Annotated in this window: 16 protein-coding genes; 6 read left to right on the top strand and 10 right to left on the bottom strand. The window is 72.1% G+C overall.

From position 1 onward, the window contains the following. Positions 1 to 47 precede the first annotated feature (47 nt). From ACZ7DE_RS23885 to ACZ7DE_RS23875, 3 genes are all read right to left on the bottom strand, one after another. Positions 48 to 836 carry an electron transfer flavoprotein subunit beta/FixA family protein gene (locus ACZ7DE_RS23885; protein ID WP_470764395.1) on the bottom strand — a complete coding sequence of 263 codons (789 nt, stop codon included), beginning with the start codon at positions 834 to 836 and terminating at the stop codon, positions 48 to 50. A gap of 218 nt (positions 837 to 1,054) precedes the next feature. Beyond that, on the bottom strand, positions 1,055 to 1,564 hold the full coding sequence (locus ACZ7DE_RS23880; RefSeq protein WP_470764393.1) for a flavin reductase family protein: 510 nt from the start codon (positions 1,562 to 1,564) through the stop codon (positions 1,055 to 1,057). A gap of 208 nt (positions 1,565 to 1,772) precedes the next feature. Then, positions 1,773 to 2,186: a thioredoxin family protein gene (locus ACZ7DE_RS23875; protein WP_470764391.1), complete on the bottom strand. Its 414-nt coding sequence runs from the start codon at positions 2,184 to 2,186 to the stop codon at positions 1,773 to 1,775. A 75-nt stretch (positions 2,187 to 2,261) separates the two neighbouring features. On the opposite strand from ACZ7DE_RS23875, the gene ACZ7DE_RS23870 reads away from it, so the two are divergent. Together ACZ7DE_RS23870 and ACZ7DE_RS23865 are read left to right on the top strand one after the other, a co-directional pair. Next, positions 2,262 to 2,678: a DUF4395 domain-containing protein gene (locus ACZ7DE_RS23870; protein ID WP_470764389.1), complete on the top strand. Its 417-nt coding sequence runs from the start codon at positions 2,262 to 2,264 to the stop codon at positions 2,676 to 2,678. Between the two features lie 186 nt (positions 2,679 to 2,864). Then, complete coding sequence (locus tag ACZ7DE_RS23865; protein ID WP_470764387.1) at positions 2,865 to 3,593, top strand: lysophospholipid acyltransferase family protein; 729 nt, start codon at positions 2,865 to 2,867, stop codon at positions 3,591 to 3,593. Positions 3,594 to 3,848: 255 nt separating this feature from the next. On the opposite strand, the gene ACZ7DE_RS23860 is transcribed toward ACZ7DE_RS23865, so the two are convergent. The 4 genes from ACZ7DE_RS23860 to ACZ7DE_RS23845 form a co-directional block, all read right to left on the bottom strand. Next, positions 3,849 to 4,442: a transglutaminase domain-containing protein gene (locus ACZ7DE_RS23860; RefSeq protein ID WP_470764386.1), complete on the bottom strand. Its 594-nt coding sequence runs from the start codon at positions 4,440 to 4,442 to the stop codon at positions 3,849 to 3,851. Positions 4,443 to 4,525: 83 nt separating this feature from the next. After that, positions 4,526 to 5,596: a threonine aldolase family protein gene (locus ACZ7DE_RS23855; RefSeq protein WP_470764384.1), complete on the bottom strand. Its 1,071-nt coding sequence runs from the start codon at positions 5,594 to 5,596 to the stop codon at positions 4,526 to 4,528. Further along, the gene (locus tag ACZ7DE_RS23850) at positions 5,593 to 6,339 is read right to left on the bottom strand and encodes an SDR family NAD(P)-dependent oxidoreductase (RefSeq protein ID WP_470764382.1); all 747 of its coding nucleotides are present in this window, start codon (positions 6,337 to 6,339) and stop codon (positions 5,593 to 5,595) included. The genes ACZ7DE_RS23855 and ACZ7DE_RS23850 overlap by 4 nt, the downstream gene beginning before the upstream one ends. Positions 6,340 to 6,380: 41 nt before the next feature. After that, positions 6,381 to 7,778: a DUF6421 family protein gene (locus ACZ7DE_RS23845; RefSeq protein ID WP_470764380.1), complete on the bottom strand. Its 1,398-nt coding sequence runs from the start codon at positions 7,776 to 7,778 to the stop codon at positions 6,381 to 6,383. Between the two features lie 260 nt (positions 7,779 to 8,038). Between ACZ7DE_RS23845 and ACZ7DE_RS23840 the strand changes: the two genes are divergently transcribed. Then, positions 8,039 to 8,722, top strand: coding sequence for a glycerophosphodiester phosphodiesterase (locus tag ACZ7DE_RS23840; RefSeq protein WP_470764378.1), 684 nt, complete (start codon positions 8,039 to 8,041; stop codon positions 8,720 to 8,722). Positions 8,723 to 8,725: 3 nt separating this feature from the next. Here ACZ7DE_RS23840 and ACZ7DE_RS23835 read toward each other — a convergent pair whose 3' ends face one another. Further along, complete coding sequence (locus tag ACZ7DE_RS23835; protein ID WP_470764376.1) at positions 8,726 to 9,265, bottom strand: GNAT family N-acetyltransferase; 540 nt, start codon at positions 9,263 to 9,265, stop codon at positions 8,726 to 8,728. Positions 9,266 to 9,339: 74 nt separating this feature from the next. Between ACZ7DE_RS23835 and ACZ7DE_RS23830 the strand changes: the two genes are divergently transcribed. Both ACZ7DE_RS23830 and ACZ7DE_RS23825 read left to right on the top strand, forming a co-directional pair. Further along, on the top strand, positions 9,340 to 9,738 hold the full coding sequence (locus ACZ7DE_RS23830; protein WP_470764374.1) for a VOC family protein: 399 nt from the start codon (positions 9,340 to 9,342) through the stop codon (positions 9,736 to 9,738). 785 nt (positions 9,739 to 10,523) lie between these two features. Beyond that, on the top strand, positions 10,524 to 11,288 hold the full coding sequence (locus ACZ7DE_RS23825) for a VOC family protein (protein ID WP_470764373.1): 765 nt from the start codon (positions 10,524 to 10,526) through the stop codon (positions 11,286 to 11,288). A gap of 127 nt (positions 11,289 to 11,415) precedes the next feature. Here the strand turns inward: ACZ7DE_RS23825 and ACZ7DE_RS23820 are convergent, their stop codons facing one another. Together ACZ7DE_RS23820 and ACZ7DE_RS23815 are read right to left on the bottom strand one after the other, a co-directional pair. Beyond that, a complete protein-coding gene (locus ACZ7DE_RS23820) occupies positions 11,416 to 12,111 on the bottom strand; it encodes a MarR family winged helix-turn-helix transcriptional regulator (RefSeq protein WP_470764371.1) in 696 nt (231 codons plus the stop codon). Beyond that, entirely contained in the window at positions 12,108 to 13,988 is a 1,881-nt protein-coding gene (locus ACZ7DE_RS23815; RefSeq protein ID WP_470764364.1) for an FUSC family protein, read from the bottom strand. The genes ACZ7DE_RS23820 and ACZ7DE_RS23815 overlap by 4 nt, the downstream gene beginning before the upstream one ends. Before the next feature lie 162 nt (positions 13,989 to 14,150). Between ACZ7DE_RS23815 and ACZ7DE_RS23810 the strand changes: the two genes are divergently transcribed. Then, positions 14,151 to 14,693, top strand: a complete 543-nt coding sequence (locus tag ACZ7DE_RS23810; protein ID WP_470764362.1) for a DUF5134 domain-containing protein — start codon at positions 14,151 to 14,153, stop codon at positions 14,691 to 14,693. Positions 14,694 to 14,724: the final 31 nt, after the last annotated feature.

Raw genomic sequence — 14,724 nt, 5'->3', positions numbered from 1 at the left:
TTTGCTCTCCTGCGAAACGAAGTTGAGGGGCGGTCGGCGAGGGGCCTTTAGATGAACTTCTGGCCCGCGAGGAACTCGGCGAGCTGCTTGCCGCCCTCGCCCTCGTCCTTGACGATCGTGCCCGCGGTGCGGGCGGGACGCTCGGTCGCGGACTCGACCTTGGTCCAGGCGCCCTCCAGGCCGACCTCCTCGGCCTCCAGGTCCAGGTCCGACAGGTCCCAGGACTCCACCGGCTTCTTCTTGGCGGCCATGATGCCCTTGAAGGACGGGTAACGCGCCTCGCCCGACTGGTCGGTGACCGACACGACGGCCGGCAGGGAGGCCTCGAGCTGCTCGGAGGCGGCGTCGCCGTCGCGGCGGCCCTTGACGGTGCCGTCCTCGACCGAGACCTCGGAGAGCAGGGTGACCTGCGGGACGCCCAGGCGCTCGGCCAGCAGGGCCGGGACGACGCCCATGGTGCCGTCGGTGGAGGCCATGCCGGAGATCACCAGGTCGTAGCCGGCCTTCTCGATCGCCTTGGCCAGCACCAGGGAGGTGCCCAGGGCGTCGGTGCCGTGCAGGTCGTCGTCCTCGACGTGGATCGCCTTGTCGGCGCCCATGGACAGCGCCTTGCGCAGGGCGTCCTTGGCGTCCTCGGGGCCCACCGTCAGGACGGTGACCTCTACGTCGTCGTCGGAGTTCTCGGAGATCTGCAGCGCCTGCTCGACCGCGTACTCGTCGAGCTCGGAGAGCAGACCGTCCACGTCGTCCCGGTCGACGGTCAGGTCATCGGCGAAGTGCCGGTCGCCGGTGGCGTCGGGCACAAACTTCACAGTGACAACGATCCTCAAGCTCACGCCGGCTCTCCTACTGCATCGTCAGTTCTCGGCTGCCTTCTTCCAGGCAGCATAGGCGTCTCGATCGGCCGATCCCGGTTGGGGCGGCCCGCGCTCCGACCGAAATATTACTCGTCAGTACACCCAGTTCGTTCCCGCTAAGCAAGCGCTTTGAACTGTGACCTTTGCAACGCAGCGTAATCGGAACTCGACGGCGCCGCAGGACGGCCGCGCAGTGATCAATCCCGCAGAGCGGTGAAACGGCCCTGGTGGTACAGCAGCGGACGGCCGGCGCCCGCCGGGTCGCCGAGCAGCACCTCGGCCAGCACGATGCGATGGTCCCCCGCGGGCACGCGCGCGATGACGCGGCACACCAGCCACGCGAGCACGTCGTCGAGGACGGGAACACCCTGCGGCCCCTCGCGCCAGGCGGTCGGCGCGCCGAAGCGGTCGGCGCCGCTCCTGGCGAAGGTGGCGGCCAGGGCCTGCTGGTGCTCGCCCAATATATGGACGCCCACGTACTCCGCCCGGGACACCGCCGGCCAGCTGGAGGCGCCGGTGCCGATACCGAAGGAGAGCAGTGGGGGCTCGGCGGAGACGGAGCTGAGGGAGGTCGCGGTGAAGCCGACCGGGCCGGCTTCACCCGAGGCGGTGATCACGGCGACGCCGGCCGCGTGCCGACGGAAGACGGAACGCAGGAGATCGGGAGAGGCCAGCTGAGGAACGCCGAGGTCGGGCGTGGCGGTCATGGAGTCGTCCTTCTGCGGGAAGCGGCGGGTCGGGCCGTGGGTGCTCAACGGACCGGACAGCGCGCGCTCGCGGTACGGACCAGGTCGACGTGGACCCGTCCGTGGAGAAGGAGTTCCTCAGGCATACGGTCAGGCTGACGATAGGCGGCACGCACAGTCAAGTGCGTTCCGGGATCTGGGAGATGGCTCACCGTCGCCCCGTGGCAGGTCACACCGCCTCCCCCAGGGCCGCGATCACGTCGGCCCTGCGGGGCTGGCCGGTGGCGCGCCGGACGACGCGCCCGTCGGCGTCCAGGACCAGGACGGTCGGGGTCTTGAGGATGTCGAGTTCGCGCACGAGGTCCAGGTGCGCCTCGGCGTCGATCTCGATGTGCGCGACTCCGGGGACCACGTCGGCCACCTCGCCGAGGATCCTGCGGGTCGCCCGGCAGGGCGCGCAGAAGGCGCTCGAGAACTGAACGAGCGTGGCCCGTTCCCCGAGCGCGCCGCCGAGCCGGTCCGCTCCCAGTCGACTGCCGTCGTCCCGCCCGCGCACCCGTACCCTCCCGCTCCGCCGCCGCTGCAGCATTCCGTAGGCGCTCGCCGCCGCGAGCACCGCCACACACACCACCAGTCCGGTCATCTGCTGCTCCAGCGTTCACGAGACTGCAAAGATTCCCGCCCCCAGGAATCGTTTCCGTTGCGGAATGCTTGATTCATGGACATCGACGCGAGGGGCCCGCGCTTCGGGGCCGCCGTGACGACCGTGGTGCTCGCGGTCGTCCTGATCACGGGGAACGCCTGGCTGCTGGCCTGGCAGACGCTGGCGTTCGCGCTCGGCGCGGCCGGCGGGGCGGGGCGTTCGCCGTACGGCTGGGTGTTCCGCAGGGCCGTGCGGCCGCGGCTCGGGCCGCCGACCGAGTTCGAGGCCCCGACGCCGCCCCGGTTCGCACAGGCGGTGGGACTGCTGTTCGCGGGCCTCGGTCTCGTCGGTCTGACGCTGGGACCCGACTGGCTGGGCCTCGCGGCGACCGGTGCGGCGCTCGCCGCCGCCTTCCTGAATGCCGCTTTCGGGTACTGCCTCGGCTGCGAGATGTACCTGCTCGCGCGGCGGGTCACGGTACGCGCGCAGTAAAGACGACTTAAAAGCCCGAGGTGGATCAAGGGGCGAAGTGACGAGAATCTCGCCGCCTTCGGGCACCAGGACTGGCTCCCCGGCCGTTCTTGGGGCACGATCTGCGACATGCCGTAAACCTACGGCTGCGTAACTTTGCCGCGGAGAGGCTTCCCCGGCAGAGAGAAGGAAGGGTCCGCCCCGCCCATGGCTGAGCTTGTCTACCGCCCCGTCGTCGGCCTCGCCCAGACGCTGTTCAAGGTCTGGGACCTCAAGATCGACTGCCAGGGGTCGGAGAACATCCCGCGCTCGGGTGGAGCCGTGCTGGTGAGCAACCACATCAGCTACCTCGACTTCATCTTCGACGGTCTGGCCGCGCTCCCGCAGAAACGTCTCGTTCGCTTCATGGCGAAGGAGTCCGTTTTCCGCCACAGGATCTCCGGTCCGCTGATGCGCGGCATGAAGCACATCCCGGTGGACCGCAATCAGGGCGAGACGGCCTACGCCCACGCGCTGGATTCACTGCGCTCCGGCGAAATCGTCGGCGTGTTCCCCGAGGCCACCATCTCCCAGTCCTTCACGCTGAAGAGCTTCAAGTCGGGTGCGGCCCGGATGGCCCAGGAGGCGGGCGTTCCGCTGATCCCGGTGGCCCTGTGGGGAACGCAGCGACTGTGGACCAAGGGCCAGCCGCGCAACTTCAAGCGCAGCCACACCCCGATCACCATCCGCGTGGGCGAGGCCATCGAGGCCTCGCGCGACAAGTACGCGGGGGCCATCACCCGGCAGCTGCGCGAGCGTGTCCAGGAGCTCCTGGAGGCCGCTCAGCGCGCCTACCCCGTACGCCCCAAGGACGCGAGCGACACCTGGTGGATGCCGGCCCACCTCGGCGGCACCGCCCCCACCCCGGAGCAGGTCCGCGCGGCCGAGGCGCGCTGACGCCCGCACGACTCCGCCGCCCCGCCCGGGACGAGGACGTGAGCCGTCCCGGGTTCGGCCGTTCGCTCGGCCGATCCCGAGCCGTACGCGCCCGGACCAGGGCGTTCGCTCGCCCGGAAGAGAGCCCCACGCCTGCCCGGACGAAGGCGTTTGCGTGCCCGGACCAGGGCGGTCGGCTCGCCCGCAGCGACGCCGGCTGACAGCCGCACGCCCGCTCGCGCCCCCGGCCGGCGGAGAGGGCGCCCTCCGGTGATTTCACAGTGCCGAGGGCAGCGTCCGCCAGAGGTGCTGCCGGTCGGGAGCGGCCTTCAGCGCGTTCAGGACCGCCGGATGCGGTGACGCATAGAGCCCGGGGTGGTCGCGTTCGCCCGCGGCGGGATCGGGCCGGAAGGCCAGGCGTTCGCCGTCCAGGGAGAACTGCGCGTCCACGCCCGGCTTGTTGCCGCGCGGGTCCTGGCGGTGCCAGGACCCGTTGAAACGAACGGCTACCAGTCCGTGCAGGGCGTACCCGTCGCCCGCGTCGTGCGCGAACCGCTGATAGCAGAGCGCGGTGGGGATGTCCTCGGCGCGCAGCAGCGCGGCCAGGGCGTGGGCCTTGGCGTGGCAGATGCCCGTCGCCTGTTCCAGTACGTCCGAGGCTCGCCAGGTCACGCGCGGGTCGTCGGCGTCCTGCGAGTGGGGAACCGCGTCGCGGACGAACTCGAAGGCGAGACGTGCATAGGCATACGAGTCCTCCGCCTGCCTGGCAAGGCGCGCCGCAGTGGCCCGCACCAGCGGATGGTGGTGGTCGATGGCCTCGTCGGCCACCAGATACGCGGACAGGTCGGGGTTCGCCTGGATCAGCTCCATGAGCGCTGAGCATAGGAAAACGATCACCCGATCGTCAATGACTTTTCGGGTGACCGCATACCTATGCATTCATGGACTCGCGGCTACCGCGCCATCTCCTCCTTGACCGCCGCGACGAACGCGTCCACGTCGTCCTCGGTCGTGTCGAACGCGCACATCCAGCGCACGACGCCCGCCGCCTCGTCCCAGAAGTAGAACCGGAACCGCTTCTGCAGGCGCTCGCTCACGTCGTGCGGGAGCCGTGCGAAGACGCCGTTGGCCTGCACGGGGTAGAGGATCTCCACACCGTGCACGGCCCGCACGCCCTCAGCGAGCCGCTGGGCCATCTCGTTGGAGTGGCGGGCGTTGCGCAGCCACAGGTCCTTGGCGAGCAGCGCCTCCAGCTGCACCGACACGAAGCGCATCTTGGAGGCGAGCTGCATGGACAGCTTGCGCAGGTGCTTCATGTGGCTGACGGCGTCCTGGTTGAGGACCACGACCGCCTCGCCGAACAGGGCGCCGTTCTTCGTCCCGCCGAGGGAGAGGATGTCGACGCCCACGGCGTTCGTGAAGGTCCGCATCGGGACGTCCAGCGAGGCCGCCGCGTTGGCTATCCGCGAGCCGTCCAGGTGGACCTTCATGCCGCGCGCATGAGCGTGGTCGCAGATGGCCCGGATCTCGTCGGGCGTGTAGAGCGTGCCCAGTTCCGTGCTCTGGGTGATCGAGACGACCTGCGGCATCGCGCGGTGCTCGTCCTCCCACCCCCAGGCCTGCCGGTCGATCAGCTCGGGGGTGAGCTTGCCGTCGGGCGTGGGCACGGTGAGCAGCTTCAGACCGCCCATCCGCTCGGGCGCGCCACCCTCGTCCACGTTGATGTGGGCGCTCTCGGCGCAGATCACCGCGCCCCAGCGGTCGGTGACCGCCTGGAGGGCGACGACGTTGGCGCCGGTGCCGTTGAAGACCGGGAAGGCCTCCGCCGTCGGCCCGAAGTGGCTGCGGACGATCCTCTGGAGGTTCTCGGTGTAGTCGTCCTCGCCGTACGCCACCTGGTGCCCGCCGTTGGCCAGGGCCAGGGCGGCCATCACCTCCGGGTGGGCACCGGCGTAGTTGTCGCTGGCGAAACCGCGGACCTCCGGGTCGTGGTGGCGGCGGGCGTCGGTCTTCGGAGGGTTCACGGCTGCTCGGTGAGCCACAGACGCTGTCCGTTCACTTCGGTGGCGGGCTTCTCCCAGACTCCGGCGATGGCCTCGGCCAGGTCCGTGACGTCCGTGAAACCCGCGAACTTCGCGTTGGGGCGGTCGGCGCGCATCGCCTCGTGCACCAGCGCCTTCACCACCAGGATCGCAGCCGCGGAGGTCGGCCCGTCGGCGCCCCCGGCCTTCCGGAAGGCGTCGGCCAGCGCCAGCGTCCAGGCCTCGGCGGCGGCCTTGGCGGCGGCGTACGCGGCGTTGCCCGCGGTGGGCTTGGAGGCGCCGGCCGCGCTGATCAGCACGTACCGGCCGCGCTCGCTGCGCTGGAGAGCCTCGAAGAAGGCGAGCGAGGTGTGCTGCACGGTCTTGACGAGCAGCAGCTCCAGCAGGTCCCAGTCGTCCAGGCTGGTCTTGATGAAGGTCTCGCTGCCCCGCCAGCCGCCGACGAGGTGGACCAGGCCGTCGATCCGGCCGAAGTCCTTCTCGACGCGGTTGGCCCAGCCACGGGTCGAGTCGAGGTCGAGCAGGTCGACGGGCTCACCGGTGACGGTGGCGCCCCCTGCCCCGTAGCGGGCCGCGTCGACGGCCTCCGCCAGGCGCTCCGGGTCGTTGTCCGCGCCGACGACGGTCGCGCCGGCCTCCGCGAGCCTGAGCAGTGCCGCCCGGCCGGCGGGTCCGCCCGCGCCGGCCACCGCGATCACCGCACCGCTGAGAGCCCCGTTCCCCATTTTCTTCGCCTCCTGAGCAGTGTTCTCGGTACGCAGGTCGCTCACGCGGCGATCCGCTCGGCGCTGTCCGCCGTGATGCCCTTGGTCGAGGCGATCACGTGCTTCAGCTTCTTGGACAGTGCCTCATAGAACATGCTCAGCGGAAACTCGTCCGGAAGCACGTCATCGACGAGCTTGCGCGGCGGCTGCGTCAGGTCGAGGGCGTCAGGACCCTTGGCCCACTTGGAGCCCGGGTGCGGGGCGAGGTAGGTGGAGACGAGCTCGTAGCCGGCGAACCAGTGGACGAGCTTGGGGCGGTCGATGCCGTCGCGGTACAGCTGCTCGATGTCGGCGCACAGCTGGTTGGTCACCTGCGGGGCGCGCTGCCAGTCGATGTGCAGCTTGTTGTCGGTCCAGCGGATGACGTCGTGCTTGTGCAGGTAGGCGAAGAGCAGCTGGCCGCCGAGGCCGTCGTAGTTGCGCACCCGCTCGCCGGTGACCGGGAAGCGGAACATGCGGTCGAAGAGGACCGCGTACTGCACGTCACGGGCCTGCGGGACGCCGTCGTCCTGGAGCTTCACGGCCTCCTTGAAGGCGGTGAGGTCGCAGCGCAGCTCCTCCAGTCCGTACATCCAGAACGGCTGGCGCTGCTTGATCATGAACGGGTCGAAGGGCAGGTCACCGTGGCTGTGGGTGCGGTCGTGGACCATGTCCCACAGCACGAACGCCTCTTCGCAGCGCTTCTGGTCGTGCACCATGGCGGCGATGTCCTCGGGCAGCTCCAGCCCCAGGACGTCGACGGCGGCGTCGGTGACGCGGCGGAAGCGCGCGGCCTCGCGGTCGCAGAAGATGCCACCCCAGGAGAAACGTTCCGGCGCTTCGCGGACGGCGATGGTCTCCGGGAAGAGGACGGCCGAGTTGGTGTCGTAGCCGGCCGTGAAGTCCTCGAAGGTGATGCCGCAGAACAGCGGGTTGTCGTAACGGGTGCGCTCCAGCTCGGCCAGCCAGTCCGGCCAGACCATGCGCAGCACGACCGCTTCGAGGTTGCGGTCCGGGTTGCCGTTCTGCGTGTACATCGGGAAGACGACCAGGTGCTGGAGGCCGTCCGCACGGTTCGCGGCGGGCTGGAAGGCCAGCAGCGAGTCGAGGAAGTCCGGCACCCCGAAGCCGCCCTCGGCCCAGACCCGCAGGTCCTTCACCAGGGCGTGGTGGTACTCGCCGTCGTGCGGGAGCAGCGGGGAGAGCTCCTCGACCGCCTCGACCACGCGCCCCACGGCCTGCTCGGCCTCCGCGCGCTGCGGTGCGCCCTCGGCCGCGAAGTCGATCGAGCCGTCCTTCGCCTGCCAGGGCCGGATCCGCTCCACGGCATCCTTGAGCACGCGCCACGCCGGGTGCTCCACCACCCTGGTCGTCGGGGGGACCTGCTCCCCGGTAGCTGCCTGCACAAGAATTTCCGTCATGTCCCATCCTCCACTGGAGAACCTCGCGTCAGGACACCGTATGCATATGAGGTTTCCTCCAGCAAGTGGACCTTCGGGAAATTATCCTGCGTGACCGCATGTTCACCGAACTTTTTCCTGCCGAGCACCGGAGGGGCGGCGGCTTCCGCGCGAGCAGGGCGGGTAGGGATCCCCAGGGGCGCACGCATGCCCCGGACGGCCCGGGGCGCCGGGCTGCGTGCTCCGCCGGCCCAGCCGTCGACGCGGAAGCGAGTCGCGCCTTGAACTTTCTCACCATCGGTCACCGCGGAGTCATGGGCGTCGAGCCCGAGAACACCCTGCGTTCGTTCGTCGCCGCCGAGCAGGCCGGTCTCGACGTCCTCGAACTCGACCTGCACCTCAGCAAGGACGGCGCGCTCGTGGTCATGCACGACCCCGACGTGGACCGCACGACCGACGGGACCGGGGCCGTCGCCGACCAGACCCTCGCGGAGCTGCGCACCCTGGACGCGGGCCGGGGGGAGCGCGTGCCGGTGTTCGAGGAGGTCCTGGACGCCGTGCGCGCTCCCCTCCAGGCCGAGATCAAGGACGTTCAGGCGGCGCGGGCGCTGGCCGAGGTGATGCACGCCCGGGACCTCGTGGAACGGGTGGAGGTGTCCTCGTTCCACGACGAGGCCGTCGCGGAGATCGCGCGGCTGGTCCCCGGGGTGCGCACCGCGCTCATCGGCAGCCGGTACGACGTCGGCATCGTGGACCGGGCGGTGGCCGCCGGCGCCGCCACGGTCTGCCTCAACCTGAGGCGGCTCACGCTGGAGATCGTCGAGGAGGCCCGCAAGCGGGACCTGCGGATCATCGGCTGGGTGGTCAACACCCAGCATCAACTGCGGCTCGTGCGCGCCCTGGAACTCGACGGCGCGACCACCGACTACCCCGAGATCAGGCGCACCGGCCGGTTCACCGCCTAGCGATCATGCGAGTTCCTTGACCAGCAGCTCGAACTGCAGGTCGTCGCGCTGGGGGATGCCGAAGCGCTCGTCGCCGTACGGGAAGGGAGTCATTCGTCCCGTGCGGCGGTAGCCGCGACGCTCGTACCAGGCGATGAGCTCGTCGCGGACGGAGATCACGGTCATGTGCATCTCGGTGACGCCCCAGTCCTCGCGGGCCTGCCGCTCGGCCTGCGCCATGACGGCCTTGCCGAGGCCGGCGCCCTGCGCCGTGGGGCTGACCGCGAACATGCCGAAGTAGGCGTGGCCGCCGCGGTGCTCGAGCTGGCAGCAGGCGACGAGCCTGCCGTCCTGCTCGGCCGTGAGCAACCGGCAGGCGGGCGCCTCTATGACGGCGAGCACGCCGTCGGGGTCGGTTCGCTGCCCCTGCAGGATGTCCGCCTCCGTCGTCCACCCGGCCCGGCTGGAGTCGCCGCGGTAGGCGGACTCGATGAGCGCGACGAGGGCCTCCACGTCGGCGGCGGTGGCGTCGCGGAAGGCGAGGTCGGTGGCGGCGGTGTCCATGCGGGCGGTCTCCGGGTCTCTGACGCGTCTGGGGCAACGGTGAGCCTAACTCCGCCCCGGTACGCTCAGGATGCATGGTGCATGTACTCAGCAGTAGGACCTTGCTCCGCCCCACCGATCCCGAACGGTCCCGCGCCTTCTACGGGGAGCGGCTGGGCCTCGCCGTCTACCGCGAGTTCGGCACAGGGCCCGACCGCGGGGTCGTCTACTTCCTCGGCGGCGGCTTCCTGGAGCTCTCGGGCCGCACGCAGGACCCGACGCCACCGGACCCCGCGGTACGGCTGTGGCTGCAGGTGGCGGACGTGACGGCCGCACACGACGAGCTGCTGGCGAAGGGGGTCGAGATCGTCAGGCCGCCGGTGAAGGAGCCATGGGGCCTGGTCGAGATGTGGATCGCGGATCCGGACGGCACACCGATCGTGCTGGTGGAAGTCCCCGCGGACCACCCGATCCGGTACCGCCCGGGCGTCTGAGCGCGGCGGCGGGGCCGGTACGGCGAGGCTCGCCGCCGGGAACGGGGGGCGGGGCTCCCCGCAGGGAACGGGGGCGGGGCTCCCCGCGGGACGGTCGGCGAGGCACCGCCGCCCAGGTCGCGCCGGATCCCGCCGGGGCGGTCGGCGAGGCTCGGCCGCCGGGGCCGCGCCGGGAAACACGCCGGGCCAGGACGGGACTGCTGATCGCCCCCTCCCCCGGCCGGGATCGCGCCGGGCCGCGCCGGAGGCGGTCGGTGGCGTTCGCCGGTCGGGACGGGTCGGTGGCCCTCACCGGCCGGGAAGAGTCAGCGGTACTCCCCGCCCCGGAAGAGTCAGTGGTACTCCCCGGCGGGCCAACGGTCGGTGGCGTTCTCCGGCCGCCCGTGTCTCCGACCGGTCCGGGTCGTCCTCGCATGCCGGTCGGGAGTGACGTCCGCGGGGTGCTGGGCCACGCCCCGGACGACACCGCCGTGCACGGCCGTGCGCCGTCCGCGTGGTGCTGGGCCGTGCCCGGACGAACCACCGCGACAGGGCCGCAGCCCTGCGATGAAGCCGCCGTGACACGGCCGTGGCCCTGGGGCGCCCGTCGCCCCATGACCGCGTCTGGGCGACGCCCGCGGCGGCTGGGCTCCGTTCGGGCGCCTCCTGCGGTGGCAGGGGTCTCGGGTCTCTTCGGGCCGTGCGGGAGGCCTCGTGGGCGGGGTTCGGGCCGGGGCACGCCACCGGATGCCGCGGCTCGGGCCGGGGACTAGCGTGCTGGAAGGGGCTCTTTCGGAAGGAACGCCATGAAGCTCCACGCACCCGTGCCCGGCGGGCCCTGCTGGGCCGAACTGGGGACCAGTGACCTTCAGGCGGCGAAGCGGTTCTACACGGAGCTGTTCGGCTGGCGTCCGCAGACGGATCCGCGGCAGGAGGCGGGCGGTTACACCGTCGCACACCTCGGCGAGACCGCCGTCGCCGCGCTCAGCCCGCTGTACCAGGAGGCGCAGCCGTGCGCCTGGAGCGTGTCGTTCGCGGTGACCGACGCGGACGTGAGCGCGCGGCTGATCACGGAGGCCGGCGGCAAGGTGCTGGTCGGGCCGATGGACGTCTTCGACGCGGGCCGTTTCGTGGTCGCCCTGGATCCGGCCGGGGCTGCGTTCCAACTGTGGCAGGCGCGGGCCTTTCCGGGGGCCGGGCTGTTCAACGCGCCCGGCACGCTCGGCTGGGTCGAGCTGCTGACCCGCGATCCCGAGCGGGCGGAGACCTTCTACTCCACCGTGTTCGGCTGGACCGTCGGCTCCTCGGAGAACTACGTCCAGTGGGGCGTCGGCGGTGCGGACTTCGGCGGCATGGTCACGATGGACGAGAAGTTCCCGCCGGAGGTGCCGCCGCACTGGCTGCCGTACTTCGCGGCGACCGACGTGGACGCCTGCGCGCGGACGGCCGTCGAGGCGGGCGGCACGGCGCTCATGGAGCCGACCTCGGTGCCGGACGGTCCACGGATCGCGGTGCTGCGGGACCCGCAGGGCGCGGTGTTCGGCGTGTACCCGGCGGGATACGAGAAGTGAGAGCGGACGGGGTGCGGCACGCGAGGCGCCACCGTCCCAGCCTGGGTCCCTCGGGCCCTCGTCGCCTCAGAACGCAGCGTCCGACCTCCCTCGTCCTCAGAACCGCAGCGCCCGACCCCCGTCGCCCTCAGAGCCGCAGCGCCCGCATGTGTCCCTCCAGCCGGCTCAGCAACTCACCGAGCAGGTCGGCCAGTTCGCCCTGGCTGCCGTCGTCCAGGGCGGACAGCACGGCGCTCTCGTAGGCGAGCTGTTCGGGCATGACGCCGTCGACGAGATCCCGTCCGGCGTCGGTGAGGCGGAGGTGGGCGACCCGACGGTCGCGGGTGTCGCCCCGGCGTTCCACCAGGCCGCGCTCGGTGAGCTGCTTGACGCGCTTGGTGACGGCGGCCCCGGAGGAGAAGGTCTCGCGGGCCAGCTCGCCCGGGGTCAGCTCATGGCCGGTGCGGCGCAGCGCGCCGAGAAGGTCGAACTCGGGGCGGCTCAGCCCGACGCGGCGCAGGGGCGCGTCCTCGGCCTGCTGGAGGAGGGCGGCGCAGCGGTTGACGCGGCCGATGATCTCCATGGGACCCGTGTCGAGGTCGGGGCGGACGGTCTGCCACTGCCGTACGACGGCGGCGACCGTGTCCTTCCGGGCGGGGTCGCCGTCCGCGCCCTGGTCGCCGCCTGTCTGCCGGTCGCCGCCTGTCTGCCGGTCGTCGCTTCTCGGCCGGTCGCCGGTGGCGGGCGGGTCCGCGGCCGCGGGGTGCCGGCCCGACGCGCCCCCGGTCTCGGCACCCTCCTGTGCTCCGTCCCCGGCCGCCGCCCGTCCCTGCGTCGCCGTCATCGCCGTACGTCCTCCGCTCTCGTGCTCGCGTCCCGGTCCAGGAGCAGCCCCTGGCGCCGTACCGTCGCCGCGAGCGTACGGTGTCCGAACTGTTCGGCCGACACGACCCGCTCCTGGGGCAGGGCGCGCTGCCACCATTCGCCCGTCGCCGCGTCGGCGGTGGCGCGGAGGTCGACCAGCGCGGCGGCCAGCCCGCGGCGGGCCGAGTCCAGGGCTGCGGGCGCGGGTCGCGGCTCCGCCAGGAGGCGTGCGGCGTGCTCCCGCGCTCGTTCGACCGCCGTCAGGGCGCCGTCGAGACGGTCGCCCGCCCGGCGGTTGGTGACGGCGATCGCGGCGGCGAAGCCGACCACGGCGCCGACGAGGGTGTCCGCGAGCCGCTCGGTGATCAGCCGGCCCGGGTCCTGCACCTGCGCGAACTCGGTGATGAGCAGGGCCATCGGGGTCACGCACACGCTGCCGAGCCAGTAGTTGCGGCTGATGAGCGCCTCGGCGCCGAAGTTGAGGGCGAGGCAGACCAGGACGAGCGCCGCCTTGGCGAGGTGGGCGAGCGGGACCAGCGCGGCGAAGGCGAGGACGCCGACGAGGTTGCCGACGACGCGCTGGACCGCGCGGCTCCAGGTGAGGGTGACGTTCGCCTGGTAGAGGGACGCGGCGGTGACCAGGGCCCAGTAGGGACGGCCCACGCCCAGGGCGAGGGAGGCGTATCCGGCCAGGGCGCAGCCGACGGCCGTGCGCACCGCGATCGGGGCGAGGGGCCCGAGGCTGCGCCACAACGTCGGCCGGCCGACGGCGAGTTCCGCGTCGACGCCGAGGAGTTCGTCGTCGTCCACGAGGTCGTGGGGGTGCGGGACCGGCGCGGTGCCGCGCAGGTCGCGGGCCCAGTCGCGCAACCGTGCCGGGTCGGCGTCGGCGGGTGCGGCGAGGGCGATCTCGGCTCGCACGACGAGCCGTTCCAGGGCACGGCGCGGCTCCCCGGCGCGGGCCGAGAGGAGGGTCTGCCAGGCGGCGTGCACGGCGGCGGCCGCGGCGGCGCGGGCCCGGCCTTCACCAGAACCGTGCGCGGCGACATGCTCGCCGCCGTGTGGTCCAGCGTGTGTGGCGCCGTGCGCCGGGACCTGCGTTTCGGCGTGCGCGTCGGCATGAGCCTCGACGAGCGCGGCGGCAGCGTTCAGGGCGTGCGCGGTGGCGCGCCGCTCGGGGCCGTGCGGGCGGGCCAGCCCGGGCGCCATGCCGATCAGCCAGGCCCAGCCGCCCGCGGCGAGGGCCAGCCCCAGATGGCCGGGGACCTGGCCGAGGGTCTGCGGCACGAACAGCGAGGCGGAGCTGATGAAGGTGAGGACGACGTTGGCGGGCGGCCCGAGCCGGGTCACGTCGCAGAGGGCCTTCTGCGCGGCCGCGAGCAGGGCGCCGACGGCGACCAGGACGACGGGGTCGGCGGTGAGCGAGGCGGCGAGCAGGGCGACGGCCAGACCACCGGTCATGCCCAGCACCACCCAGGCCAGCACGCGCGCCCGGGCCGTGTAGGGACGGTTGTGGGCGTACAGCGCGCAGAGGGATCCGGCCATCGTGTACATGGCCAGGTCCAACCGCCCGAGCGCCAGCAGGATCAGGTTCGGCGGGGCGACCGCGGCGACCACGCTCAGGGCGGGCTTGAACCAGATGTCGGAGGGCCGGCCGAGGCGCAGAACGCCGGTGAGCGGGAGGCGGACTCCCGGCCGACGCCCGGAGCCGGACCTGTGACCCGAGCCGGACCTGTGGCCGGATTCGGAGCCGTGGCCGGAGTCTGACCCGTGGCCGGGTCGGCCCCCGGAGCCCGGCCTGGGGCTGGTGCCGGGGCTGCGGCGGATGCGGGATCGCTGAGGGGGCGCACTGCTCATGGGCGCCAATTTAACATGTGTTTTACCAGTGAAATAAACCCGGGCTCCGTCGAATGCCCCCCGTGTACACCCTTGCGCCCGCGTGCGCGCGGCATGGCGTGGGCATCGCATCCCTCGATGGCGAACGCCGAGCGGTTGCGAACGTCGAGCGGGGAGGTGCGCGTGCACGGACCGGCTTCGCCCGGTTGGCTGCTGGTCGCGTTGTGTGCGGCGACCGGGGCCTACTGCCTGCTGCGGATGCGCAGCAGGGTCGAGGAACAGCGCAGGGCCGCGGGCGGCGAGGCGCTGATGGGCTTCGGGATGGCCGCGATGGCCGTACCGCCGGCCGTGTTCACGCCGCCGGCGTGGGCATGGCCCGCCTACGCCACGGTCTTCGGAGCGGCCGCACTGCGGGCCCTGTGGTCGGCCCGGGAGAGCGTCCACCACCTGCATCACCTGGTGGGCGCCGGAGCCATGGCCTACATGGCGGCCGTGATGGCCGGCACACCCGCTCACGATCACGGGCACGGCGGCTCGGGAGCCCCCCTGCTGACGGGGGTGCTGCTGCTGTACTTCGCCGGGTACGTCCTCCTCGCCGGGGCGAGGCTGCTGCCGACGGCCGGGGCGGCCCCGGCGGCCGTCGCCTGGGGCGACCGGCCCGAAGTGGCACGCGCGTGCCGGCTGACGATGGGAATCGGCATGCTCGCCATGCTGCTCACGATGTGATCCGCCCGGCCCCGGGCGTGGCCTGCGTCAC

This window comes from Streptomyces sp. NPDC037083 (assembly GCF_055606485.1).
The sequence above is the reverse complement of the archived record's forward strand: the minus strand, read 5'-3'. Positions and strand labels throughout refer to the sequence as shown.